This window comes from Microbacterium testaceum StLB037 (assembly GCF_008763945.1).
GTDB classification, from domain to species: Bacteria; Actinomycetota; Actinomycetes; order Actinomycetales; family Microbacteriaceae; genus Microbacterium; species Microbacterium testaceum_G.
This window is the reverse complement of sequence record NZ_VTQH01000001.1, coordinates 1,310,570-1,334,109: the sequence shown is the minus strand read 5'-3', so window position 1 is coordinate 1,334,109 and position 23,540 is coordinate 1,310,570. Positions and strand designations below refer to the sequence as shown.

Genomic DNA, 23,540 nt, shown 5'->3' with positions numbered 1-23,540 from the left:
GACCGAAACCCAAGGGAGGTGCGACTCAGTCCCTCACCATCGCCTCACCCGCTGGTGACCCCCCGCTCGCTGTCGTGCCATATGCGGAATGCGACATACGCACTCACCTCGCGAATTCGAGCGGGTCTCCCGTGCGCTCCAGATCCGCTTCGAGCTCGCGCACGATCGGGATGACCGTCTCACCGAAGCGCTCCAGCTCCTCCTGGAAGTGCAGGAAGCCGAGCAGGAACAGGTCGACGCCGCGCTTTTTGTACTCGATGATCCGCTCGGCGATCTGCTGCGCGTCGCCGAAGAGCTGCGTGCGGAACCCGTCGTTGTACTGCACGAGGTCGTCGAGGCTCGAGTCGGCCCACATGCCTTTCTTGTCCGCGGTCGCGTTGCCCGCCTCCTGCACGCTCTTGCGGAACCCTTCTACGGCACCCGCGTCGGCGTGGGCGATGATCTCACGCAGCTGAGCCTCGGCCTCGGCGCGGCTGTCGCGCTGGATCACGAACCCGTTCAGCCCGAAGCGCGTGCGTCGACCGTGTTCGGCCGCGATGCGCGTCACGTCGTCGTACTGCTCGGTGAAGCCGTCGAAGTCCTTGCCGTTCGAGAAGTACCAATCCGAGAACGCGCCGCCGTTGAAGCGCGCCGCCGTAGAGTTTCCGCCCTGGAAGATGTCGGGGTGCGCCCGGCCCGGCACCTCATACGGGAACGGCCGCAGCGTGAAATCGGTGATGTCGTAGTACTTCCCGTGGAACAAGAACTTCTCCTCGGTCCACAGGCCCCGCAGCACCTGGATGAACTCCGCCGCGCGCTCGTACCGCTCGTCGTGCTCGAGCCACTCGAGGCCCAAGTCGGTGTATTCGTCTTTGAACCAGCCGCTGACGACGTTGACCGCCGCGCGCCCGTGCGAGAACTGGTCGGCCGTGTTGATGAACTTCGCCAAGACCGCGGGATGCCAGATCCCGGGGTGGATGGCGGCGATGACCTTCAGCTTCTCGGTGGCCAGCAGCAGAGCCAGGCTGATCGAGGTGGACTCGTGCTGCTGCGCGGCGCCGTAGCTGGAGGCGTACCGCACCTGGCTCAGGGCGTACTCGAACCCGACGCGCTCGGCCGTGCGGGCGAGCTTCACGTTGTAGTCGTAGTCCCAGTCGGTGCGCTGTTCGATCGAGCTGATCACGAGACCGCCGCTGACATTGGGCACCCAGTAGGCGAACTTCAGGGGCTCGTGGGTGGGAGTGGAATCGGTCATGGGGCCCTCCTCGCGGGATCGGAACCCGGCCAACCTCGCACCGCTTCGGCCATCGGTCAACGACATGTGACGGACCGTTTCGCCGCGTGACGCAGGGCGACGCAAGCCAGGTGAGGATGGATGCCATGACCTCCCCCCAGCGCGTGCGTTTCGGCTACTGGACCCCCATCTTCGGCGGATGGCTGCGCAACGTCGATGACGAGCAGACGCCGGTGTCGTTCGCCCATATCGCCGAGATCGCCCGCGCTGCCGAAGAGGGTGGCTTCGACCTGACCCTCATCCCCGAGCTGAACCTCAACGACATCAAGGGCGTCGAGGCGCCGTCGCTCGACGCGTGGGCGGTGACCGCGGGACTGGCGGCGGTGACGTCGACGCTCGAGCTCATGACCGCCGTGCGGCCGGGCTTCCACAACCCGTTCCACACCGCGAAGCAGGCCGCCACGATCGACGAGATCAGCGGCGGTCGCTTCACCCTCAACGTCGTCTCGGCGTGGTGGGCCGAGGAGGCCAAACAGTACGAGGGCCTCTTCAGCGCGCACGACGATCGCTACGCCCGCACCATCGAATGGGTCCAGGTGCTGCGCGGCCTGTGGTCGCAGACCCCGTTCGCCTACGAGGGGGAGTACTACCGCACCGAGGGGACCTACACCGAACCCAAGCCGCAGGTGCAGCCGCGCCTGTACGCGGGCGGTGAGAGCGAAGCCGGCCGCACCGCGATCACGCGCTTCGCCGACGCGTACCTCACGCACGGCGGGACGCTCGAAGAGCTCGAGACGAAGGTCGCCGACATGCGCCGGCGTCGCGCGGAGGCCGGCGCGACGCCGTTCGAGGCGTTCGGCATGGCCGCCTACGCCGTCGTGCGCGACACCGAAGAAGAGGCTCAGGCCGAGATCGACCGCATCACCGACGTGCGCGGGGGAGCGGCCTATGGCTCGTACCAGGACTTCGTGAGCAAGTCGAAGCTCGACACCCAGGTCGACCTCAAGGAGTACTCGGTATCGAACCGCGGCCTGCGCCCCAACCTCGTCGGAACGCCCGATCAGGTCGCGGAACGCATCGTCGCCTTCGCGAACGTCGGCGTCTCGACCCTGTTGCTGCAGTTCTCGCCGCACCTCCCCGAGATGCAGCGCTTCGCCGCCGAGGTCATCCCGCGCGTCCGCCGCTTGGAGGCGCTGCGCGACGCCTGACGCGCTTGGCGCCGCGGGGACTCGCCACGCGCGCCGACCCTAGGACGCCGAGCGGAGCGCCTGATCCAGATCGGCGATGAGGTCCTCCGCGTCTTCGAGGCCGATCGACAGCCGGATCAGACCGTCGCCGATGCCGAGACGGTCCCGCGTCTTCTGCGTGAAGCCGAGGTGGGTCGTCGTCGCGGGGTGCAACGCCATCGACCGGGTGTCGCCGATGTTCGTCATGCGACTGAAGAGGCGCAGCGCGTCGAAGAACCGCTCCGCGGCGGGTCGGCCCCCGCGCACGGTGAACGAGAACACCGAGCCCGAGAGGCCGTCGTAGTCGCGCATCGCGAGCGCATGCTGAGGGTGCGAGGGGAGCCCCGCGAAGTCGACGCTTTCGACCGCCGCGTGCCCCTCGAGCCACTCCGCGATCGTGCGGGCGCTGGCGAGATGCTGCCGCATGCGGACCGACAGGGTTTCCATGCCCTGCTGCAGGAGGAAGCCGTTCAGTGGCGACAACGCCGGACCCGTGTCGTTCGCGATACCGAAACGCAGCGACAGCTCGAACGCGCGCGCACCGAAGGCTTCGACGTATGAGGCGTGCCCGGCGATGGCGGTGTCGGTGAGGGCGGGATAGGAGCGGTCGGATGCAGCCCAGTCGAACGTTCCGCCATCGACCACCGCACCCGCGAGGTTCGCACCGTGTCCGGAGAGGAACTTCGTTGCCGAGTGCACGACGATGTCTGCCCCGTGCTCGATGGGTCGGATGAGGAAGGGCGTCGCGATCGTGTTGTCGACGACGAGGGGTATGCCGTGGCGCCGCGCGACGCGAGCAACGGCGTCGATGTCGACGACATCGTTCTTGGGGTTCGGCAGCGTCTCGGTGAAGATCGCCTTGGTCTCGGGGCGGATGAGGGCGTCCCACTCCGCTTCGTCCGTGGGATCCCAGACGTACTCGACCGTCACGCCCATGCGAGCGAACGTGCGGTCGAACAGCACCCGGGTACCGCTGTAGATGCTCGCCGTCGAGACGATGTGTTCGCCGCTGCCCGCGAGACCGAGCAGGGCGATGGTGATCGCCGCCTGGCCCGAGCCGACGACGATCGCGCCCGAACCGCCTTCGAGCGATGCCAGACGTGCCTCGGCCACCTGATTGGTGGGGTTCGCGTTGCGCGAGTAAAGGTGGCCCAGGTCTGCGCCGGCGAACCGGTCGGTCGCCTCTTGGAAGGAATCGAACCGGTACGCGGCCGATAGGTGCACCGGTGTGATGCGCGATCCGTGCGTGAGGTCTTCGACCTCGCCCGCGTGCACCTGCCGGGTGGCGAACCCGAAGCCCTGCCAGTCGGAGTGCGGGGGAGCAGCCTCAGCCACGCAGACCGACCGCTTCCTGCGGGAGGAGCGAACCGAGCCAGCGGGCGATCTCGCGGGGTCCGGAACGGGGTGCCGTGGCCTCGACATCGGGGTTGTAGTTCGTGTTGGTGTTCACGTCGTAGGTGACGGTGCGGCCGTCGCGTGTCTCGATGAACTCGATGCCGGCGATGCCCACTCCCTCCGCCGCGAGGAACGCGAGGTAACGGTCGATGAGCGCGGGGTCGACGTCGTCGCGGCGACGGAACAGGGGCTCGGGCTCGACGCCGTCGGCACCCGGAACCGCGCACGCCTCGGCCGGGCACAGCTCGAAGCTGCCCGCGCTGGTGTCGACGCGCACCGCGTAGACGAAGTCGCCCGCGACGAACTCGGCGCGCGTAATGAACGGAGCCCGGGCGACCAGCAACTCCTGCAGGAGCGTGATGCCGTCGGGGGAGGGCTCGAAGTCGGCACCGCCGACCCAGGCCGCGAACTCGTCGACGGTGTCCCACCGACGCACCCCGAGGCCCTTGCCGCCCTGGTTGTGCTTGCTGATGAAGGGCGCGCCGAACTCCCGCGCTTTCGTGACCAGATCGTCTGTGCCGAAGACCGCGACGGTGCGCGGAACGTCGATGCCCGCGTGACGCAGCGCCGCGTGCTGCGCCACCTTGCTCACCTCGAGCTCGAGCACGTCGGCTCCATTGATCACCGTGCGGCCCCACGATGCGAGCCACCGCAGGACGGCACGGCCGAACTCCTTGCTGTGCGCGTGATCGCGTGTGTGCGCCGACGCGCTCAACCGCGACCAGAACACGCCCTCGGGCGGCTCGACCGCGAGATCGATCGACCCGTCGGTGAGCAGCCACTCCTCGAACGGCACGCCCTCCGCCTCGAACGCCGCCGCGAACGGCGGAATCCACTGGGGGTTCTCGTGGATGACATATACCTTGCCCGACATGACGCCAGGCTAACCCGCACCTCCGACATCGCGCCGACCCCGCGTCACGCGGCGACACCGGGTCCCGGCATCCCTATGCTCGGATCTTCAGAAGGGATGCCATGACCTCCGACTACATCGACGCCAACCGCGCCAACTGGGACGAGCGCGCGACGCTGCACGCCGCCCGGGACGGCTCGGGATACGGCATCCAGCGCTATGTCGACGACGCCGACGCCCTGTCGGACGTGGTGCGCTTCGACCGACCGCTGCTCGGCGACATCACCGGCAAGCGGGCCGTTCACCTGCAGTGCCACATCGGGACCGACACCCTGTCGCTGGCACGACTGAGCGCGAAGGTCACCGGTCTCGACTTCTCGGAGAACGCCGTCGCCGAGGCGCGACGACTCGCGGAAGAGGCCGGGGTCGAGGTCGATTTCGTCCGATCGGACGTTCGGAGCGCTCCCGAGGTGCTGCCTCGTGGGTCGTTCGACCTCGTCTACACGGGTATCGGAGCGCTGTGCTGGCTGCCCTCGATCACCGAGTGGGCAGGAGTCGTCGCCGAACTGCTCGCTCCGGGCGGCACGCTGCACATCCGCGAGGGGCACCCCGTCCTGTGGGCGATGAACGAAGAGCTGCCGGGGTTGTCGCTGGCGTTCCCCTACTTCGAGCAGGCTGCGCCGCTGGAGTGGGACGACGACAGCACCTATGTCGAGGTGGCTGCGCCCCTGACGTCGACGCGGACGTACGAGTGGAATCACGGGCTCGGCGAGATCGTCACCGCCCTGCTCGATCGCGGCCTGCGCCTCGACGCCCTGGTCGAGCACGACAGCGTGCCGTGGGAGGCACTTCCTGGCCGCATGACCCAACGCCCCGACGGCGAATACGCGCTGACCGAGCAGCCGTCTGTCGTGCCGCTCAGCTACACGATCAGGGCGACGAAGGTGGCGTAGCGGATCCACCCATGACGAACGTCACCCCCGAATGGTGACGGCCGTCCGATGTGCGGCGAGCGCCCCGAGGCCAGCATGAACACATGACCTCCTCCACCCCCACCCCCGCCGCGATCGACGCGCGGGGCGTCGTCAAGAGCTTCGGCTCCGTCCACGCCGTCCGCGGCGTCGACCTCACCGTCCGACCGGGCGAGATCGTGGCCTTCCTCGGCCCGAACGGCGCGGGCAAGACCACCACGATCGACATGATCCTGGGCCTGACCACCCCCGACGCCGGCAGCATCGAGGTGTTCGGCCACAGCGCCCGCGGGGCCGTCGCCCGTGGCCTCGTCTCGGCGGTGCTCCAGTCGGGCGGACTGCTGAAAGACCTGACCGTGCGCGAAACGGTGGAGCTGACGGCGAGCCTGTTCGCCGAGAAGCGCCCCGTCGACGAGGCCCTCGAGCGTGCCGGCATCCGGAATCTCGCCCGCCGCAAGGTGGGCCTGTGCTCGGGCGGCGAGCAGCAGCGACTGCGCTTCGCGATGGCGCTCGTGAGCGACCCGGCCCTCCTGATCCTCGACGAACCGACCACCGGCATGGACGTCGAGGCTCGCCGCTCGTTCTGGAACGCGATCCGGGCGGATGCCGCCCGCGGACGCACCGTGATGTTCGCCACGCACTATCTCGATGAGGCCGACGAGTACGCCGACCGCATCGTGCTGATGCGCGGCGGGCAGATCGTGGCCGACGGCAGCACCACCGAGATCAAGAATCTCGTCTCGGGGCGGGTCGTTCAGGTGACGCTTCCGGATGCCGATCTCACGGCGCTTGCGGCTGTTCCGGGCGTCGACTCGGTCGAGGCCGCCGGCGAGCGCATCACCGTGCACACGCGGGATTCCGACGCCCTGGCGCGTCACCTGCTCACCTCCACCTCGGCGCGCGATCTCGAGATCACCGCCCAGAACCTCGAGAGCGTTTTTCTGACGCTCACCGCCGAGCCCTCGGCATCCGACCTCGTCTCGAATGGATCACTCCGATGACCGCCATCGCCCTCGACCGCCCGCTTCCCGCGATGGGCGGCTTCACGCTGACCTATCTGCGCATCGAACTGGTGCGCAAGCTACGCAATCCGCGCAGCATTCTCTTCACCGTCGCATTCCCCGTGCTGATGTTCTTCATCGTCGGATTCCAGACCCTCGACGTGCCGCTGACCGATACCCCGCTGGCGGCCGGGGGAGTGTCGGTGGCCGCGTACATCATGGTCTCGATGGCGATGTACGGAACCATGATGTCGGCGACTCAGACCGGGGCGTCGGTCGCGGTCGAGCGCGCGCAGGGTTGGTCGCGGCAGCTGCGGCTCACCCCTCTCAACCCCGTCTCGAACGTCGTCGTCAAGATGCTCGCGGGCATGATGTTCGGCCTGATCGCGGTGATCGCGACCTACGCGGTGGCCGCCGGTGCGGGCGTACAGCTCGCCCCGGTGCAGTGGATCGTCACGGGGCTCGCCGCCTGGGTGCTCGCGGGCGCCGTCTTCACCACCCTCGGCCTGATGGTCGGGTACATGGTGCCGGGCGAGAACGCGGCGCAGATCACGAGCCTCGCGGTGGTGCTGCTGTCGTTCCTCGGCGGGCTGTTCTTCCCCCTGTCGTCGATGCCCGACTTCCTGCAGGCCATCGGCAAGCTGACGCCGGTGTACGGCATCGGGGAGCTCGCCCGCTCGCCCCTCACGGGCGACGGCTTCGACCTCGGCGCCCTGATCAACGCGGTGGTCTGGCTCGCGGTCTTCGTCGCCGGAACCGTGTACTTCTTCCGTCGCGACACGCGTCGCGGCTGACACGCCTAGGGTGAACGACGTGAGCACGACGACGACCGGCCCGGAGCGAGCGATCGTTCCGGGCCGTCGTCCGTTTCAGCGCGGATGGCTCATCGGTTCGTCGATCTCGCTGATCTGGACCTTTCCGACGCTGCTCACGCTCTGGGAAGAGCCGGGTCTGGCCCCGCGGGTGCTGGGAACCGCGATCATCGTGGTGTTCGCGGCCCTGTTCATGGCGACCGCGCCCCTCTCGCGCCGCACGCCGTCATACAGCCGCCGGCTGCTTCTGCCCGTCGCGCTCTTCGCGCTGAGTCTGTCGCTCTGGCCGTGGCTCGGCGCCGACGTGCGCTGGCTGTGGACGTTCGTGGGTGTCGCCGTCGCCGTCTCGCGCATGGGCCGCCGGACCGTGTGGACGACCGTCGGCGTGCTGAGCGGCCTCTCGTTCGCCGTGGGGGAGTGGACGGATGCCGACACCTTCACGAGCGTGCTCAACTCGGCGATCATCCTCTCGATTTCGATCATGATGTTCAGCTTCATGCACAACATCTCGACCCTCGAGCGCCTGCGCGACGCGCAGGCTCAGATCGCCGAACTCGCCGCCGAGAAGGAGCGAGGACGCGTCGCGCGCGACGTCCACGACATCCTCGGCCACTCGCTGACGGTAATTGCCGTCAAGGCAGAACTCGCCGGAAGGCTGATGGATGCCGGCTCCCCGGCGGCCCGCGACGAGATCGCCCAGATCGAGGGCCTCTCCCGCGGAGCCTTGGCCGACGTACGCGCGACCGTGCACGGCTACCGCGGCGTGAGCATCAGCGGCGAGCTGGCCGCGGCCCGTGCCGCACTGGAGAGCGCGGGCGTCTCCGCCGACCTGCCCGGCTCCACCGACCAGGTGCCCGCTGACCGCCGCGAGCTTGCCGGGTGGGTGGTGCGCGAAGCGGTGACGAACGTGATTCGTCACTCGGGCGCGAGCGCCTGCCGCGTGCGACTCGACAACCGCTCGATCGAGGTCGCCGACGACGGATGCGGCCCGGCGGCCACGGCATCCACCGGCTCGGGACTCACGGGACTCCGAGAACGCGTCGAGACCTCGGGAGCGCGGTTGACCATCGGTCGCAGCGACCTGGGTGGATTCAAGGTGAAGGTGGCGTGGTGATCCGACTGCTCATCGCCGACGATCAGGCCCTCGTGCGCGGCGCCCTCGCGGCGCTGCTCGGGCTCGAGCCCGACATCGAGGTGGTCGCCCAGGTCGGGCGCGGCGACGAGGTGGTCGACGCGGCCCGCACGTCGGAGGCCACCGTCGCCCTGCTCGATATCGAGATGCCGGGCATCGACGGGATCGCCGCCGCCGCTCGATTGCGCGCGGAAGTTCCCGGATGCCGTGCCCTCATCGTCACGACCTTCGGACGCCCCGGCTACCTGGCGCGGGCCATGCAGGCCGGCGCCTCGGGCTTCGTCGTGAAGGACACCCCCGCGGCCGAGCTCGCCGACGCGGTGCGGCGGGTCTCTGCCGGGTTCCGCGTGGTCGACCCCGCTCTCGCCGCCGAGTCGCTGGCGCAGGGGGACTCCCCGCTGACCGAGCGGGAGACCGACGTGCTCGCCGCGGCCCGCGACGGCGGCTCGATCGCCGACATCGCGCGAACCGTGCACCTCTCGGAGGGCACGGTGAAGAACCATTTGTCGAGCGCGATCGGCAAGACCGGCGGGCGCAATCGTGCGGACGCCGTGCGGGTGGCTGTGGAGCGCGGGTGGCTTTAGCGGAACCGAGCCCAGGGCGAGTGCAGCTCCTTCCGCTCCCTCCGCGCATGCACAACGCGCGGAGCGTGGGTCCCCGGACGGCCCGAGGACCCACTGTCAGCCCCACCTTCAATACGCCGCGCGCTCACCTAATCCGCGGGCCGACCGCAACGAGTGACTACCGCCGCGAGGAGCGGCGCCGCGAGGACGAGGATGACGACGGTCACGCCCATCCACGACGCGTCAATTGTGACGGCGTGCGTTCCATCCTTCTCCTCGAAGCCATGAAATGTCGCGACCAACGGCAGCCGTATCGTGGTTGCCGAACCGAACGCCCACGCGGCCAGACCGAATGCTCCGATTGCGGTGAGGCCGATCGACACGGTCAGGGAGCACACAGCCACGAAAACGCGATCGCCGCTCATCGGCCGTTCAACTCACGCATCTCGCCGTGAAGCCGCCGCGCGTCGACAACTGCGGGTACTTGCCCCGGGCCCGGCAATAGTTCCACCAGTTGATGACAATCCAGGTGGCTATGCCGAGCGCCGCAGCAGCCACGATGATCGCAGCAGCCGCGGTGACAACGATGAGGATCACAGGCAGTGGATCAGCAACGACGGGATAGGTGACGTCAGATGTCTCGCGATGGTCGACGATCTGCGTGAGGACATTGCCGCTGACGGTGTAACGAGTAGGGATGCTCTTGCCTGTTGCGTCCTTCGCCCAAGCGGGCTCAAAACTCACCTTCACAACGCCCTCTTCGTCGACGATCTGTGCGCCTCCGTCTGGTGTAGTCGCGAGAACGTTCCCCGCCGGAACGGTGACGGGATAGGAGTAGCTGTCATCGGCGTCGCGGTTCTCGATCACGGAAAGCAACTGCACTCCACCTCGGACCGGAACGACGGCGTTCGCACTGTCACCGTCGGACGGATAAGCGACCGCACCGTTCGCAGCTCGCGTTGCGGAGGTGGCCTCGCTTGCGTTCGGCAGGCCAATGGTCATCTCGAAGTCGCCCGCGGCCAGCGAAACACCGTCCGAGGCATCGGTGGGAATCGCGATGGTCAGAGGGCTGGCGGCAGGCGGGGCAGTAACCGCTTCTCCTAGTTGATAGACAGCAGGCACGAGCAGTGCACATTCTGCACATGTATGCATGCTTCCGCTAGGGAACTTCACCCGGCCGTTTTGCGCCGGCTTCGACGGTCGTCCGATGCCTGCACGCCGACAGGCACATCGCGTCATCTCGCGGTGAAGCACCGCACACGTGAGACCCGCCGGCTGATTTGCATCCTTCGGACGGGTGAAGTGCGGCTCTCCTAGGAACGAGCACTGCCACCCTGATGTCACGCGTCACGTCATGATCAGGAGAGTCCACGTGCAGGTTTCCACGATCGTCATCGGCGTCTATCTCTGCCTGATCGGCATCGGATGGGGTGTGCTCGTCGACCCGATGCGTCCCCTCACCTACTGGGTTGGCGCGGGATCCGTCGGTCTCACCGGATTCCTCGTCGCAGGGCTGGCCTACGATGCCGCGCCGGCGATTCCGCTGCTCGTCGTGTGCTTCGCACTGACCTCCTATGTGCGGGACAGACGATGGCGAGCCAGCCTTACGCGGACGGAGCACCCACCCCGAACGCCTCCGCCTCCTCCTCCGTCAGCATCCGGGAGCGGATGAGGAAGCGCATGCCCGTCGGGCCCTCGACCGAGAAGCCGGCGCCGCGGCCCGGGACGACGTCGATCGTCAGGTGGGTGAACTTCCAGTATTCGAACTGCGACTCCGACATGTAGACCTCGATGGGGTCGTCGAGACCCGCGTCGATGTCGCCGAGGTGCACGTCGCTGGGCCCAGTGAGGAACATGCCCACGGGGTAACACATGGGGGAGCTGCCATCGCAGCAGCCACCGGACTGATGGAACATCAGCGGCCCGTGCTTCACCGTGAGCTCGCGCAGCAGCGCGGCCGCGGCATCTGTCACATCGACGCGAGAAAGCTCGGCCATGTCCCATTCCTTTCAGAGGATGTCCCACTTCCGGCTGTCTGCAGGGTCCTCGAGCGACCAAAAGTGGGACATTGGGGGAACGCGGCGCCGGGAAAACCCCGGCGCCGCTGCGACTCAGAAGAAGCCCAACGCTCCGTCGGCGTACGACACGAGCAGGTTCTTCGTCTGCTGGTAGTGGTCGAGCATCTTGAGGTGGTTCTCGCGGCCGATCCCCGACTGCTTGTATCCGCCGAACGCCGCGTGCGCGGGGTACTGGTGGTACGTGTTCGTCCAGACGCGGCCCGCCTCGATCGCGCGACCGGCACGGTAGGCGGTGTCGCCGCTGCGGCTCCACACGCCGGCACCCAGGCCGTAGAGCGTGTCGTTGGCGATCGAGATCGCGTCGTCGAAGTCGTCGAACGACGTCACCGACAGCACGGGGCCGAAGATCTCCTCCTGGAAGATGCGCATGTCGTTCGTGCCCTCGAACACGGTCGGAGCGACGTAGTACCCGCCCGACAGATCGCCGCCGAGGTCGACGCGCTCACCGCCCGTGAGCAGCTTCGCCCCGCCCTGCGTGCCGATGTCGATGTACGACAGGATCTTCTCGAGCTGGTCGTTCGAGGCCTGCGCGCCGATCATCGTCTCGGGATCGAGCGGGTTGCCCTGACGCACCTTCTTCACGCGCTCGAGGCCGTCACCGAGGAACTGGTCGTAGATCGACCGCTGGATCAGCGACCGCGAGGGACACGTGCACACCTCGCCCTGGTTGAGCGCGAACATCGTGAAGCCCTCAAGCGCCTTGTCGTAGTACGCGTCGTTGTTGTGAAGGGCGACGTCTTCGAAGAACACGTTGGGGCTCTTGCCACCGAGCTCGAGCGTGACGGGGATGAGGTTCTGCGACGCGTACTGCATGATCAGGCGCCCGGTCGTGGTCTCGCCCGTAAAGGCGATCTTGCGGATCCGCTTGTGCTGCGCGAGCGGCGCACCCGCCTCAATTCCGAAGCCGTTGACGATGTTCACGACACCCGCGGGGAGCAGGTCGCCGATGATGTCGAAGAGGAAGAGGAGGGATGCCGGAGTCTGCTCGGCCGGCTTGATCACGACGCAATTGCCCGCGGCGAGGGCCGGGGCGAGCTTCCACGCGGCCATGAGGATGGGGAAGTTCCACGGGATGATCTGACCCACCACGCCCAGCGGCTCGTTGAAGTGGTACGCCACGGTGTTCTCGTCCAGCTGGCTGAGCGAACCCTCCTGCGCCCGCAGCACGCCCGCGAAGTAGCGGAAGTGGTCGACGGTCAGCGGGATGTCGGCCGCGAGGGTCTCGCGCACCGGCTTGCCGTTCTCCCACGTCTCCGCGACGGCGATCTTCTCGAGGTTCTCCTCGATGCGGTCGGCGATCTTGTTCAGGATGACGCTGCGCTCGGCCGGTGTGGTCTTCTTCCAGCTCGCGAACGCCTTCCACGCGGCATCCACCGCTCGGTCGATGTCGTGCGCGTCGCCGCGGGCGACCTCGCAGAACGGCTTGCCGGTGACGGGGGTGATGTTCTCGAAGTACTCTCCGCTGTGCGGCTCGACCCACTCGCCGCCGATGTAGTGCCCGTACCGCGAGCGGTATTCGGCGACGGCCCCACGGGTTCCGGGTGCGGCGTAGACGCTCGAGACGCCTTCTTCGACGATGGTCATGCGTGTCTCCTTCGACGGTCATGAGTCGCCGCGACGGCTTCGGGCGGCGATGCGCCGACGGTACGCCGGGGGAGGTTGCATCGGGTTGCACGGGGCGCCCGGGCGCGCGGGTGCGGTGCGGGCGCGCGGGGGCGGCGCGCGGGGGCGGCGCGCGGGGGCGGCGCGCGGGGGCGGTGCGCGGGGGCGGCGCGGGCTCGGCCCCGAGATCACACGATCCGCGCGAGATCACACGCTTTTGCCGCGAACAACGTGTGATCTCGACGAGAACGTGTCAGCTCGAGGCACGGGCGCTACGACGGCGGGACGGAACCCGGGCCAGAACGACGGATGCCGCGACCCTCAGGCCACAACATCCGTTCCCGCGAACGCGGTCTACGCGTCGGCGTCGGCGAGGACCGAGCGCAGCGGGGGAACGTTGACCTCGTGCAGGTCGACGTCGTCGAGGCGCTCGATGCTCTGCACGCGCGGGGCGATCGTGCGGTCGTCGGCGACGATCCAGCTGCCGACGAGGAGGAAGCGGTCGTTGCCCGCGGTGATCGGACCCGTGAGAGCGAACGTCTGGTGCGTGGGCGTGAGGAAGGTGACGCGCACGGGTGTGCCGTGGGGGAGCGTCGAGGGGTCGACGACGTCGGCGTCGAGCGCCGGCTGCGGGGCGTCGATACCCAGGTCGATGCGCTGGATCTCGGCGCTCGTGGCGAGGATGACGTCGCCGACGAGCGGCTGACCACCGACGCCGATGCGCGCGGTGCCCTCGAGCGCGTACAGGCCGTAGCGCGGGGAGCGGACGATGACGCGGGCGACGTCGCCCGCCTTCACCTCGGCGAGCGCTTCGCGAATGCGCCCCACGTCGCGACGGGCGCGAGCTGCCGAGAAGATGTCGAGCGCTTTTTCGTCCATATGTTCAGCGTAACGAGGGCCTCCGACATCGGGGACGCTCTCGGGAAATCCCCTGGTGAGACAGAGCCAGCGCGGAGTGTCACTCTCGCTCGAGGCGCTCCAGCTTGGCCACCAGACCCGCACGTTTCGGCGAGCGGGCGGGCACCAGCTCCAGGCAGAGGCGCAGCACCTCTTCGTCGTCGCGCGCATCGGCGGTCTCGGCGTAGGCGAGCAGCACATCGACCCCCGCCTCGGCGATGAGTGCCTCGCGCAGCGTCGAACGCACCGACTCGCGCACCTCCACCACGCCCGGGGCCTCCGACTCGGGCAGGACCGGACCGGCATACGCCGCCAGCGCCACCCGGTGCGCGCCGCGGTCGAGCAGCGACAGCACGTGCTGCGCGTCGGTCTCGAGGCTCATGGGCAGCCGGTACGGCCGCGACGAGGGCACGAGACGCGGAGCGACCGGCACCAGGGCGCGCCGCAGCCGCACCATCTCGGGCCGCAGCGTCTCGACCGCGGAGTGTCCGTACACGGCCTCGCTCAGGGCCTCGGCCGACAGCCCCTCCCGGTGCACGGCGAGCAGCAGCAGGATCTCGGCATGCCGCGCGCTGAGCTCGACCGCCGCGTCCCCCACCTCCAGCAGGGCGCGATCCCGACCGAGGATGCGCAGCAGCGTCCGCGCCGGCGCCGATCGACGCGGGGGAGGAGCCTGCTGCGCGCGCAGCCGCGCGACGAGGATCTCGTTCTCGATCGCTCGGGCCGTGGCATCCACCAGCAACTGGGCTTGGGGGGTCACGGCCTCGGGCCCACCCGTCACGTCGATCACGCCGAGGAGTCCCCGCGTCTCGGGGTCGTGCACGGGCGCCGCGGTGCACGACCACGGCTGCACGAGGCGGTTGAAGTGCTCCGCGCCGCGGATCTGCACCGACCTATCGAGGGTGAGAGCCGTTCCGGGGGCCGAGGTGCCCACGGCATCCTCCGCCCAATTCGCCCCCGCCACGAAGCCCATGTCGCCGGTCAGGGTCCGGATGTGACGGTCGCCTTCGACCCACAGCAGTCGACCCGCGGCGTCTCCGACCGCGACCACGACACCGGATTCCTCCGCCGTGCCCGGCAGCAGCAGCGAGCGGACCATGTCCATCACCCCCGCCAGCGGGTGCCCGCGGCGATACGCCTCCAGCTCGGTGCTCGCCAGATCGAGCGAGGGGAGTCCCTCCGGACCGACGAGGGATGCCAGCGACCTCCGCCACGAATCCTTCACCAGCGGCCGCACGTCGTCGAGGCGCCGGTCGTCGTTCCCGGCGATGAGCTCCTCGTGGGCGCGCGCGATGAGCAGACCCGAGGTCTCGGGGGAAACGGCCGGACGCGACCATGAAGAGGACACGGAACTCCCATCGGCAGTGACGGAGGTGGGTCCAGTGTAGGTCGGGCGGTGCCGCGGCGGGAGGGCCAGGTGCACCCGAGCTACGGCGCGACCTCCCACGACACGACCCGAGCGCGCTCCAGCGGCACCGGCCCGGGAGCAAGAACGTGTGGGATGCCATGGAACCACGCCCCGCTCACCCTCCGGCGCGCCATCTCTTCGAGCCAGGCGCGATTCGCTGCTGTCGTGGTCAGGGCCGCCCGGTGCGACGCGCGGTCGAAGGGGCGGACCTCGCGCGGGTCGATCGGATCGCCCACGGCGGTCCATGCCCGGTCGAGCACGACGGTCCCCTCGGGGAGGTCGGCGGCGGGGATGGCCCAGAACTGCACCGGCGGCCGCTCCCGACCCCGGATCTCGCGCCACGCCCGCCAGATCGCGTGCGGATGCACGGGGGAGAAAAACACCACCTCGGTCCACGACCGCTCGAGACCCGGGATGACGGTGTCGCGCAACCGCTGCCGCTCGGGGGTGTCGTCGTACTTCGAGAGGGCCTCCCGCGCGGTCGCGGGGTCGATCCGGGCCAGGTCGCTCAGCGGCAGTAGCGCCGACGTTCCCTCCGCGAGATCGATGCGGGCATGGAACGACGCAGCTGTTGAAGGGGGTGCTGGATGCCGCGGTGCTCGCCGTGGTGCAGCACGACGACGGGTACGGGTACGACATCGTGCGGCGCCTGCGCGAAGCGGGGCTCGGCGAGGTGGGGGATGCCTCGGTGTACGGCACGCTGCGGCGGCTGTACTCCGCGAGCGCGCTGTCGAGCTACGTCGTGCCGTCCGAGGGCGGGCCGCACCGCAAGTACTACGCGATCAACCCGCAGGGCCGCGAGCTGCTCGACGCGCAGCGCTCCAGCTGGACGCATTTCTCCTCCGCCATGACGAACCTGCTCGACGACACCACACCCACCCCGAAGCTGCGCACGATCGGAGACGCACGATGATCACGACGACCGTCCATGACGACATCCGCACCTTCGCCGCGGCCGTCCGCGCACACCTCGACGATCTACCGGTCGAGGAGGCCGACGATCTGCTTGACGGTCTCGAGGCCGACCTCGCCGATCAGGCCGCCGAAGCCGGGATGGATCTCACGATCAGCCGCGCATCATCAGCATCGACCTGACCCACCTCGTGGTCGCAGCCCTCGACCAGGGCCGCGACGAGGAGGACGGACCGCTAAGGCGCGGGGCGTGATTCGGGCGTCGGGGCGCGCGAATCACGCCCCGCGCCGTCACCCCCGCGCATTCGTGGCCCCGGTGCCACGAACCACGCCCCAGGGCCACGAACGGCGCCCCAAACCGGGCGCTTCCCGCGCGCACGCCCCTGCCGGGCACCCCGGGGCCGCGAACGGCGCCCCGAACCGGGCACTTCCCAAGCGCACGGCCCTGCCGGGCACCCCGAGCCGTCACGTACGGCGCGAGGCGCGCCGCGCAGCGCGACCCCCGGCCGCACCGCAAGCCGAGGAGCTCAGCCCCGCGCCGCCCACCACTCCCGCAGGCGCTTCTCGGCCTCGTCCTCGCCGAGCATGCCCTCATCGAGCCTCAGGTCGAGCAGGAACCGGTACGCCTCGCCCACCTCGCGCCCGGGTTTCAGTCCCAGGACCTCCTGAATGCGGTTGCCGTCGAGCTCGGGGCGGATCGCGTCGATCTCCTCCTGCTCGCGGAGCGCCGCGATGCGCGCCTCGATGTCGTCGTACGCGGATGCCAGGCGCTGAGCCTTGCGCTTGTTGCGCGTGGTCACATCGGCACGGGTCAGGATGTGCAGGCGCTCGAGTTCGTCGCCCGCGTCGCGCACGTAGCGTCTGACCGCGGCATCCGTCCACGCCCCCTCGGCGTAGCCGAAGAAGCGCAGGTGCAGCTCGACGAGGCGCGTGACCACCGTCGTGGTCGCGGCGTCGAACCGCAGAGCCTGCAGGCGCTTGCGCGCCATGCGCGCGCCCTTGATGTCGTGGTGGTGGAAGGTCACACCACCGCCCGCCTCGAGCCGGCGGGTCGCGGGCTTGCCGATGTCGTGCAGAAGGGCGGCGAGGCGCAGGGGCACATCGGGAGCGGCATCCGGGTGTCGCTGCTTCTCGAGCGCGATCGCCTGGCGCAGCACCGTGAGCGAGTGCTCGTAGACGTCTTTGTGGTGGTGGTGCTCGTCGACCTCGAGGCGTAGCGCCGGCACCTCGGGCAGGAACTCCTCGATCAGCCCGGTCTCGACGAGCACCCGGATGCCGCGGACCGGATCGTCGGTCTGCAACAGGCGCACGAGCTCGGCCTGCACCCGCTCGGGGCTGACGATCTGCAGCGAGGAGCGCAGCTCGCGGATGGCGTCGAGGGTGCCGGGGTCGACGGCGAAGTCGAGCTGCGACGAGAAGCGGGCCCCGCGCAGCATGCGCAGCGGGTCGTCGCCGAAGCTCACCGCGGGGTCGATGGGGGTGCGAAGGCGCCCCGCGATCAGGTCTTCGACACCGCCGGTGGGGTCGACCAGGGTGCGGGCGGGAACCCGCAGCGCCATCGCGTTGACGGTGAAATCACGCCGGCTCAGGTCGGCCTCGAGCGTGTCGCCGAACTCGACGGTCGGCTTGCGCGTGACCCCGTCGTAGCTGTCGGCGCGGTAGGTGGTGATCTCGACCTGCTCGCCCTTCACCCGGGCGCCGATCGTCCCGAACGCCCGGCCCACGTCCCACTGCACGCTCGAGACGGGCTTCACCAGAGCGAGGATCTCATCCGGCCGCGCATCGGTCGTGAAGTCGAAGTCGTGCGTGACGCGACCGAGCAACGCGTCTCGAACGGGCCCGCCCACGATCGCCAGGTCGCGACCGGCCTCCGCGAAGACGCGAGCGAGAGTGGCGACCACGGGATGCGCGGCGAGCTCCTCGAGGCGCGCGAGACCCTCAGCCATGTTCAGCATGCCTTCGAGCCTATCCGGGGCCGCTGGAGGTCACGGAGCGGGTGAGCGGGCGATCAGTCGTCGGCGAAACCCAGGAACCCCGTCACCAGCAACTCGCGCACGCGCGGCAGCAGATCCACGCGCAGGGCCTCGGCATCCACCTCCATCAGCTGGGCGATCGCATCGATGAGCGCACCCACGGCCAGGTCGCCGTCGCACGCGCCGACGAGGGCCGCGAGCCCCGGGTCGACCTCGAGGGTGCGGGCGAACCCGCCGCCCTGGCGCAGTTCGATGACCGAGGGGTCCTCTTCACCCGGCCGATGATGACGCGCTTCGGTCACATCGGGGGCGACACGCAGAATGCTCGCGGCCAACCCCTCGTCGTCGAGCAGGGCCGCTCGATCATGAGCGGCGAGGGATGCCGACAGGTGCGGGCCGAACGCCGATTCGCCACCGCCCGAGACACGCTCGTAGCGCGCGAGCGTCGGCCCACCGGCGAGCGGTCGCCGCAGCAGCACGTACCCGAACCCGATGCCCGTCACCCCGCGCCGCGCGAAGTCGTCGAGCCACGCGTCGATCAGCCGGGCGTATTCCGGCGTCCCGGGAACGGTGCCGCCGTCGCGCACCCACAGCTCGGCGTAGGCGAGCGGGTCGAGCACCTCGCGTTCGATCACCCACGCGTCCAGTGACGATCCGACCCATCGGCGCACGCGGTCGAGCCCCGGTTCGCCCCAGCGGTACTCCCAATTGCCCAGCGACTGCGCCACGGCCCCGGGAGCGAGGTGATCGCGCACCCCCTCGATCACCGAAGCGACCAGAGAGTCGCCCTCCATCCCTCCGTCGCGATACTCGTACGCGGGAACCCCGGCCACGCGCGGCGTGATGACGAACGGAGGATTGGATGCCACGCGGTCGAAGGTCTCGCCGGTAACGGGCTCGAACAGCGAGCCCAGGCGGGTCTCGATCCCCTCCACCCCGTTCACGAGGGCGTTGAGGCGGGTGAAGCGCAGGGCCCGCTCCGAGATGTCGGTCGCGACGACGTGGTCGACGAGGCGGCGGAGGCGGAGGGCCTGGATGCCGCACCCCGTCCCGATGTCGAGGGCCGTACGCGCGCGACGGGTGAGCTGCAGCCGCGCGAGCGTCTGCGACGCCCCGCCGACGCCGAGCACGTGCTCCTCGGGGAGCGGACCCCCCAGGGCCGCCTCGTCGAGGTCGCTGGCGATCCACCACTCGACCTCGCCTTCGTCGTCGGCGAAGGCCTGGGGCCTGACGAGCACGGCCGGGGTCACGGCATCCCCCGAGATCTCCAGCAGTCCCAGGGCCGCCGCGCCGTCGACGCGGAGGGTGGGAAGCGCCGCCTCGGCGTCTCCGCGGGGCACGGGCAGGCCGAGTCCCCACAGCCGCCCCAGCACCGCGAGGGCGTCGCCCCGCTCGCCGAGGGCCCGGGTGGCGGGACGACGCAGCCCGCGGGCGACCGCGTCGTCGGCCTGCGCTCCCCACGCGTCGCGCAGTGCGGCGCTGGTGTAGCCCGCCGCGCGAAGGTCGTCGGCGAGGGCCTGGCACAGCTGGGGATCGGGTTCGGGGAGCACCGGTCCATTCAACCGTCTGCGCGAGGCTATCGGGGGGCTTGTAGGTAGGCGGGCCTAGACTCGCAGGCGGTGCGGGGCCCCCTCGCGCCACCGACGCTCGTATGACCGTGACTTCCCAGCCTTCGGGCGCACCCGTGCCGCGGCGCTCCCTCACGCGCCGGCTCCTGGCGACCCTCGCCGCCGGAGCCCTCGTCCTGGGTATCGCGCTACCGGCCACCGCCGCCTCCGCAGCGACACCGAGCCCCTCGCCGTCGGCCTCGACCTCGCCGCCCGTCCTGACGGCCGCTCCCGCGGCCAATGGCATCCTGCGCCCCGGCGAAGCCCTCTCCGTCGTCGTCAGCGTCGCCGCCGGCACGTCGAGCCTGTCGGCGGTGCCCGTGGCCCTGTCGATCGGATCCACGCCCCTCACCGACGACGCCGCCGTCGACCGCTGGCTCAGCGGGGACGCCTCCGGCATCACGTTCCAGCAGATCGCCACGGGAACACTGGATGCCACCGCCTCCGGCGCCCAGTCGACCACGACGCTCACGGCGACCGGCACCGATCCGGCCCTCGCCAACCGCGGAGCCGGCGTCTATCCGGTGCTCGCGACCAGCTCGGGACTGACCGCGCCGAGCGTGGTCGTCGTCCCCGCCGACGGGGGAGCGCAGACCCCGATCGCTCTCGTCGTGCCGATCACCGCTGCGCCTCTCACCCGTGGCCTGCTCACCGCGAACGAACTGGCCGAGCTCACCGCGGTCGACGGGGCCCTCTCGGCGCAGCTCGACGCCGTCGACGGCACCGCCGCGACGCTCGCCATCGACCCCGCGATCCCCGCGGCGATCCGCGTGCTCGGGTCGGCGGCCCCGCCGACGGCCGTCGCCTGGCTGCAGCGGCTTCTCGCCCTCCCGAACGACCGGTTCGCCCTGCAGTTCGGCGACTCCGATGTCGCGGCGCAGCTGCACGCCGGTCTCACGACCCCGCTGGCCCCCACCTCGCTGCAGAACTACATGGCCGCCGCGGACTTCACGCAGCCCGCGCCCGCTGTGTCGGCGGTGTCCACTCCCGACCCCGCGCCGAGTTCGACGCCCGGGCAGCCCACGTATCCGTCCCTGTCGGCGCTACTCGACATCGGCGTCGCCACCCCGAACGTCTACTGGCCCGCCACCGGATCCGCGGGCACCGACACCGTCGCGACCCTCGGGGCACTCGGCAGCGCCGACGATCCGACGCACGTCCTCCTTCCGTCCACGAGCGTCTCCGGGGGCGCTCGGCAAGCGTCCGCGAGCGTCGGAGGGGTGTCCACCCCCGTGTACGACGCCGAGGTCTCGCGCGCCCTCGCCGACGCCGCCGGACAGAACGACAGCACCCGCCGCGGGGCCTCCCTCGCCGCCGCGCAGGCGTACCTCTCGATCGCGCGCGCCGAGACGGGCGACCAGCCCGTGCTCGCGGTGCTCGACCGGGGGACGGACCGCTCCCGCGTGAGCCTGCGCGCCACCCTCGGCCTCGCCGCCACCGCCCCGGGATACACGGCGACCACGCTCCGCACCGTCGCCTCGCTCCCGGCATCCGAAGTCTCCCTCAGCGCCCCGACGGTCGACACGGCGCGCGTGGACGAGGTCCGCACGCTCCTGGGCGACGAGCAGAGCGTCGACCAGTTCGCCTCGATCCTCGACCAGCCCGAGCTCCTCACCGGTCGCGAGCGCGCCGAGGTGCTGCAGGTGACCAACACGTCGTGGAGGGGGGATGCCGCCCGCCAGGCCGTCACCGACCACCGCGCCGCGACCCGCACGACGCTCGACTCCGTCGGCATCCTGTCATCCGATTTCCGTCTCGTCAGCTCGAGCGCCCCGTTGCGGCCGTGGGTGCGCAACGACCTGCCATGGCCCGTCACCGTGGTGATGGCCGTCCGGACCAACGATGTGCGCCTGCGCGTGCAGGAGCGCACGACCATCGACGCTCAGGCGTCCGCCAACACCCGCGTCGAGGTGCCCGTCGAAGCGCGCGTCGCCAACGGCGAGGTCAGTGTCGACCTGCAGCTCTACAGCGCGTCGGGCGTCCCGATCGGTGCGCCTCAGACGGTCGACGTCGAGGTGCGCGCCGAGTGGGAGAACATCGGCATCGTGGCCGTCATCGCCCTGGTCGTCGGTTTCCTGAGTCTGGGGGTCGTGCGCACGGTCGCCCGTCGGCGCCGACTGCGCGCCGAGGAGGCATCGCCGCAGGACCCCGAGGATGACGAACCGGTCGACGGGATCGGAGCGAAGGATCCGGATGCCGATGGCCGCAGCCCCGCAGAAGACGCTGACGACCTCGACGACGACGAGCAGACCCCCCGCGCGACCGCGTCGGACACCGAGCAGGAGAAACGCCCGTGAGCAGTATCGGACGGGCCAGTGTGCTCATCGGAGCCGGGACCATCGCGTCTCGCGTCAGCGGAGTGCTGCGCACGATCGTGCTCGTCGCCGCCATCGGTTCGCAGAGCAGAACGGGTGACGCTTTCGCCGTCGCGAATCAGCTGCCGAACAACATCTACGCGATCATTTCGACGGGTCTGCTGACGGCCGTCGTCGTTCCGCAGATCGTGAAGGCCGCCGCGCACACCGACGGGGGACAGGCGTTCATCTCGAAGCTGTTCACCCTCGGCACGGTGGGCCTGCTCGGGGCCACCGCTCTCGCGATGATCGCCGCGCCCGTGCTGGTACAGGTGTACGCGAGCAAGTTCACCGACGATCAGCTGGCCCTCTCGACCGCCTTCGCCTACTGGTGCCTGCCGCAGATCTTCTTCTACGGCCTCTACGCCCTGCTCGGGGAGATCCTCAACGCCCGCCGCGTCTTCGGTCCGTACACCTGGGCGCCGATCGTCAACAACGTCGTCTCGATCGCCGGGTTCGGGGCGTTCATCCTGCTGTTCGGTGGTCCGCAGAAGAACGTCGACGTCTGGACGCCGTCGATGATCGCCCTGCTCGCGGCCACGGCGACGGGCGGAATCGTCATTCAGACGGTCGTGCTGATGTTCTTCTGGCGCCGCGCGGGTCTGACCCTCCGGCCCGACTTCCAGTGGAAGGGTGTGGGACTCCGCCACATCGGTCGGCTCGCCGGCTGGACCTTCCTGATGGTCGTCGCCGGCCAGCTCGCCGGAATCGTGCAGTCGAACGTGCTGTCCGGCGCCTCCGGCAACGATCCCGCGATCTTCGCCTCGCAGAACGCCTGGTTGCTGTTCATGCTGCCGTACTCGATCATCGTGCTGTCGATCGGAACGCCCTACTTCACACAGCTCAGCGAGCACGCCGCCGCGGGACGCGACGACGAGGTCCGGGCCGACATCGCCCGCAGCATCCGCACCCTCGGGTTCTTCATCGTGGCGGCCACCGCCGCCCTCGCCGTGGCCGCCGTCCCCGCCAGCCGGATCTTCACGGACGGACCGGAACAGGCCCTCGCCGCCGCTCCCGTCCTGTGGTGCTTCCTCGTGTGTCTCGTGCCCCTCGCCGTCCTGTTCGTCATCCAGCGCACCTTCTACGCCTACAACGACACCCGCACGCCCTTCTTCTTCACCCTGCTGCAGTGCGCGCTCGTCGCGGGAGGGGCGATCGCCGCCGGTGCGTTCGTCGAACGGTCGGAACTGGCCGCCGGCGTCGCCCTGACCCAGTCGTTCGCGAGCATCGTGCAGGTGGTCGTGGCGACAGTGCTCCTGCGCCGCCGCCTCTCCGGCATCGGCACGGGCTCCTGGCTGTCGGCGCTCGGACGTTTCGCCCTCGCAGCGATCCCCGCCGCCGCAGCCGGGTGGGGCGTCCTGATCCTGCTGGGCGGCCCCGAAGGATGGATGACGAGCAGCGTCGCGTCGGGCATCGCCGGTGCCGCGGTGCTGGGCATCGTCGTCCTGGCCGTGTACATCGGCATCCTGGCCCTCTTCCGTACTCCCGAACTCGCCCCGGCGCTCGCGCTCGCTCGGCGGTTCCTGCCCAAGCGCTAGCCCCG

At 69.8% G+C, this 23,540-nt stretch carries 22 protein-coding genes; 10 read left to right on the top strand and 12 right to left on the bottom strand.

Annotated elements, in window-relative coordinates; translation table 11 throughout:
* Positions 1-103: 103 nt before the first annotated feature.
* Positions 104-1,234 carry a dimethylsulfone monooxygenase SfnG gene (sfnG, locus tag F9B98_RS06250; RefSeq protein ID WP_150954383.1) on the bottom strand — a complete coding sequence of 377 codons (1,131 nt, stop codon included), beginning with the start codon at positions 1,232-1,234 and terminating at the stop codon, positions 104-106.
* A gap of 125 nt (positions 1,235-1,359) precedes the next feature.
* Between sfnG and F9B98_RS06245 the strand changes: the two genes are divergently transcribed.
* A complete protein-coding gene (locus tag F9B98_RS06245) occupies positions 1,360-2,421 on the top strand; it encodes an LLM class flavin-dependent oxidoreductase (protein WP_225310242.1) in 1,062 nt (353 codons plus the stop codon).
* 39 nt (positions 2,422-2,460) lie between these two features.
* Here the strand turns inward: F9B98_RS06245 and F9B98_RS06240 are convergent, their stop codons facing one another.
* Both F9B98_RS06240 and F9B98_RS06235 read right to left on the bottom strand, forming a co-directional pair.
* Entirely contained in the window at positions 2,461-3,774 is a 1,314-nt protein-coding gene (locus F9B98_RS06240; RefSeq protein WP_150954380.1) for an O-acetylhomoserine aminocarboxypropyltransferase/cysteine synthase family protein, read from the bottom strand.
* Positions 3,767-4,708, bottom strand: a complete 942-nt coding sequence (locus F9B98_RS06235) for an ATP-grasp domain-containing protein (RefSeq protein WP_150954377.1) — start codon at positions 4,706-4,708, stop codon at positions 3,767-3,769. The genes F9B98_RS06240 and F9B98_RS06235 overlap by 8 nt, the downstream gene beginning before the upstream one ends.
* A gap of 101 nt (positions 4,709-4,809) precedes the next feature.
* Here F9B98_RS06235 and F9B98_RS06230 point away from each other — a divergent pair, with 101 nt between their 5' ends.
* From F9B98_RS06230 to F9B98_RS06210, 5 genes are all read left to right on the top strand, one after another.
* Complete coding sequence (locus F9B98_RS06230) at positions 4,810-5,640, top strand: class I SAM-dependent methyltransferase (protein WP_150954374.1); 831 nt, start codon at positions 4,810-4,812, stop codon at positions 5,638-5,640.
* A gap of 83 nt (positions 5,641-5,723) precedes the next feature.
* Positions 5,724-6,659 carry an ABC transporter ATP-binding protein gene (locus F9B98_RS06225; protein WP_150954371.1) on the top strand — a complete coding sequence of 312 codons (936 nt, stop codon included), beginning with the start codon at positions 5,724-5,726 and terminating at the stop codon, positions 6,657-6,659.
* Positions 6,656-7,453, top strand: a complete 798-nt coding sequence (locus F9B98_RS06220) for an ABC transporter permease (RefSeq protein WP_150954368.1) — start codon at positions 6,656-6,658, stop codon at positions 7,451-7,453. Before F9B98_RS06225 ends, F9B98_RS06220 begins: the two co-directional genes overlap by 4 nt.
* 19 nt (positions 7,454-7,472) lie before the next feature.
* Positions 7,473-8,585 (top strand): sensor histidine kinase, encoded by a 1,113-nt coding sequence (locus tag F9B98_RS06215; protein WP_150954365.1) that lies wholly within the window; start codon positions 7,473-7,475, stop codon positions 8,583-8,585.
* Positions 8,582-9,187 (top strand): response regulator transcription factor, encoded by a 606-nt coding sequence (locus tag F9B98_RS06210; protein ID WP_150954362.1) that lies wholly within the window; start codon positions 8,582-8,584, stop codon positions 9,185-9,187. The genes F9B98_RS06215 and F9B98_RS06210 overlap by 4 nt, the downstream gene beginning before the upstream one ends.
* Positions 9,188-9,315: 128 nt before the next feature.
* Here F9B98_RS06210 and F9B98_RS06205 read toward each other — a convergent pair whose 3' ends face one another.
* The 7 genes from F9B98_RS06205 to F9B98_RS06175 all read right to left on the bottom strand — a co-directional run bounded on the left by F9B98_RS06205 (position 9,316) and on the right by F9B98_RS06175 (position 15,582).
* Positions 9,316-9,591 carry a hypothetical protein gene (locus F9B98_RS06205; protein WP_150954359.1) on the bottom strand — a complete coding sequence of 92 codons (276 nt, stop codon included), beginning with the start codon at positions 9,589-9,591 and terminating at the stop codon, positions 9,316-9,318.
* Positions 9,592-9,598: 7 nt separating this feature from the next.
* Positions 9,599-10,288: a hypothetical protein gene (locus tag F9B98_RS06200; RefSeq protein ID WP_150954356.1), complete on the bottom strand. Its 690-nt coding sequence runs from the start codon at positions 10,286-10,288 to the stop codon at positions 9,599-9,601.
* A 482-nt stretch (positions 10,289-10,770) separates the two neighbouring features.
* Complete coding sequence (locus tag F9B98_RS06195; protein ID WP_150954353.1) at positions 10,771-11,163, bottom strand: DUF779 domain-containing protein; 393 nt, start codon at positions 11,161-11,163, stop codon at positions 10,771-10,773.
* Positions 11,164-11,277: 114 nt separating this feature from the next.
* Entirely contained in the window at positions 11,278-12,828 is a 1,551-nt protein-coding gene (locus F9B98_RS06190) for an aldehyde dehydrogenase family protein (protein WP_150954350.1), read from the bottom strand.
* A gap of 372 nt (positions 12,829-13,200) precedes the next feature.
* Entirely contained in the window at positions 13,201-13,725 is a 525-nt protein-coding gene (locus tag F9B98_RS06185; protein WP_150954347.1) for a hypothetical protein, read from the bottom strand.
* Between the two features lie 79 nt (positions 13,726-13,804).
* Entirely contained in the window at positions 13,805-15,091 is a 1,287-nt protein-coding gene (locus F9B98_RS06180; RefSeq protein WP_150954344.1) for a GAF domain-containing protein, read from the bottom strand.
* 80 nt (positions 15,092-15,171) lie between these two features.
* Positions 15,172-15,582: a hypothetical protein gene (locus F9B98_RS06175; RefSeq protein ID WP_225310241.1), complete on the bottom strand. Its 411-nt coding sequence runs from the start codon at positions 15,580-15,582 to the stop codon at positions 15,172-15,174.
* A 149-nt stretch (positions 15,583-15,731) separates the two neighbouring features.
* On the opposite strand from F9B98_RS06175, the gene F9B98_RS06170 reads away from it, so the two are divergent.
* Together F9B98_RS06170 and F9B98_RS06165 are read left to right on the top strand one after the other, a co-directional pair.
* Positions 15,732-16,064, top strand: coding sequence for a PadR family transcriptional regulator (locus tag F9B98_RS06170; protein ID WP_225310285.1), 333 nt, complete (start codon positions 15,732-15,734; stop codon positions 16,062-16,064).
* Positions 16,061-16,246 (top strand): hypothetical protein, encoded by a 186-nt coding sequence (locus F9B98_RS06165; RefSeq protein WP_150954335.1) that lies wholly within the window; start codon positions 16,061-16,063, stop codon positions 16,244-16,246. The genes F9B98_RS06170 and F9B98_RS06165 overlap by 4 nt, the downstream gene beginning before the upstream one ends.
* Positions 16,247-16,590: 344 nt before the next feature.
* Here the strand turns inward: F9B98_RS06165 and F9B98_RS06160 are convergent, their stop codons facing one another.
* Together F9B98_RS06160 and F9B98_RS06155 are read right to left on the bottom strand one after the other, a co-directional pair.
* Complete coding sequence (locus F9B98_RS06160) at positions 16,591-18,018, bottom strand: CCA tRNA nucleotidyltransferase (protein ID WP_150954332.1); 1,428 nt, start codon at positions 18,016-18,018, stop codon at positions 16,591-16,593.
* A gap of 53 nt (positions 18,019-18,071) precedes the next feature.
* Positions 18,072-19,586, bottom strand: coding sequence for a methyltransferase (locus tag F9B98_RS06155; RefSeq protein WP_150954329.1), 1,515 nt, complete (start codon positions 19,584-19,586; stop codon positions 18,072-18,074).
* A gap of 107 nt (positions 19,587-19,693) precedes the next feature.
* Here F9B98_RS06155 and F9B98_RS06150 point away from each other — a divergent pair, with 107 nt between their 5' ends.
* A complete protein-coding gene (locus F9B98_RS06150) occupies positions 19,694-21,940 on the top strand; it encodes a DUF6049 family protein (RefSeq protein ID WP_150954326.1) in 2,247 nt (748 codons plus the stop codon).
* A complete protein-coding gene (murJ, locus tag F9B98_RS06145) occupies positions 21,937-23,535 on the top strand; it encodes a murein biosynthesis integral membrane protein MurJ (protein WP_150954323.1) in 1,599 nt (532 codons plus the stop codon). The genes F9B98_RS06150 and murJ overlap by 4 nt, the downstream gene beginning before the upstream one ends.
* Positions 23,536-23,540 lie beyond the last annotated feature (5 nt).

Excerpts from the sequence above, each read along its gene's own strand:
- sfnG (WP_150954383.1), bottom strand. The coding sequence starts at position 1,234 with ATGACCGATTCCACTCCCACCCACGAGCCCCTGAAGTTCGCCTACTGG.
- F9B98_RS06245 (WP_225310242.1), top strand. The coding sequence starts at position 1,360 with ATGACCTCCCCCCAGCGCGTGCGTTTCGGCTACTGGACCCCCATCTTC.
- F9B98_RS06235 (WP_150954377.1), bottom strand. The coding sequence starts at position 4,708 with ATGTCGGGCAAGGTATATGTCATCCACGAGAACCCCCAGTGGATTCCG.
- F9B98_RS06230 (WP_150954374.1), top strand. The coding sequence starts at position 4,810 with ATGACCTCCGACTACATCGACGCCAACCGCGCCAACTGGGACGAGCGC.
- F9B98_RS06225 (WP_150954371.1), top strand. The coding sequence starts at position 5,724 with ATGACCTCCTCCACCCCCACCCCCGCCGCGATCGACGCGCGGGGCGTC.
- F9B98_RS06220 (WP_150954368.1), top strand. The coding sequence starts at position 6,656 with ATGACCGCCATCGCCCTCGACCGCCCGCTTCCCGCGATGGGCGGCTTC.
- F9B98_RS06205 (WP_150954359.1), bottom strand. The coding sequence starts at position 9,591 with ATGAGCGGCGATCGCGTTTTCGTGGCTGTGTGCTCCCTGACCGTGTCG.
- F9B98_RS06195 (WP_150954353.1), bottom strand. The coding sequence starts at position 11,163 with ATGGCCGAGCTTTCTCGCGTCGATGTGACAGATGCCGCGGCCGCGCTG.
- F9B98_RS06190 (WP_150954350.1), bottom strand. The coding sequence starts at position 12,828 with ATGACCATCGTCGAAGAAGGCGTCTCGAGCGTCTACGCCGCACCCGGA.
- F9B98_RS06185 (WP_150954347.1), bottom strand. The coding sequence starts at position 13,725 with ATGGACGAAAAAGCGCTCGACATCTTCTCGGCAGCTCGCGCCCGTCGC.
- F9B98_RS06165 (WP_150954335.1), top strand. The coding sequence starts at position 16,061 with ATGATCACGACGACCGTCCATGACGACATCCGCACCTTCGCCGCGGCC.
- F9B98_RS06160 (WP_150954332.1), bottom strand. The coding sequence starts at position 18,018 with ATGCTGAACATGGCTGAGGGTCTCGCGCGCCTCGAGGAGCTCGCCGCG.